A 222-nucleotide genomic window follows, 5' to 3' on the forward strand; every position below is an offset into this window, starting at 1 on the left:
GCGGTCGACGCTCTCAACGACGGCGATCCGCTCAGCGACTCCTTCACCGTCTATTCCGAGGACGGCACGCCCCAGCTGATCACCATCTCGATCACCGGCACCAACGATGCCGCCATCATCGCCGGCACCACCAGCGGTGCGGTCGACGAGGACGGCGCCGACGCCCCGGTGACGGCGACCGGCTCACTGACGGCAAGCGACGTCGACAACACCGCCAACGCC

At 68.5% G+C, this 222-nt stretch carries 1 protein-coding gene; it reads left to right on the forward strand.

Going from position 1 to position 222, the window contains the following annotated elements; all coding sequences use genetic code 11:
• Window positions 1-222 (forward strand): VCBS domain-containing protein (locus tag EOA79_RS32540; protein ID WP_164894098.1); only part of this gene is annotated, 222 nt, incomplete at both ends.

Origin of the sequence: Mesorhizobium sp. M1A.F.Ca.IN.020.03.2.1 (assembly GCF_004023205.1) — a bacterium.
Lineage (GTDB): Bacteria > Pseudomonadota > Alphaproteobacteria > Rhizobiales > Rhizobiaceae > Mesorhizobium.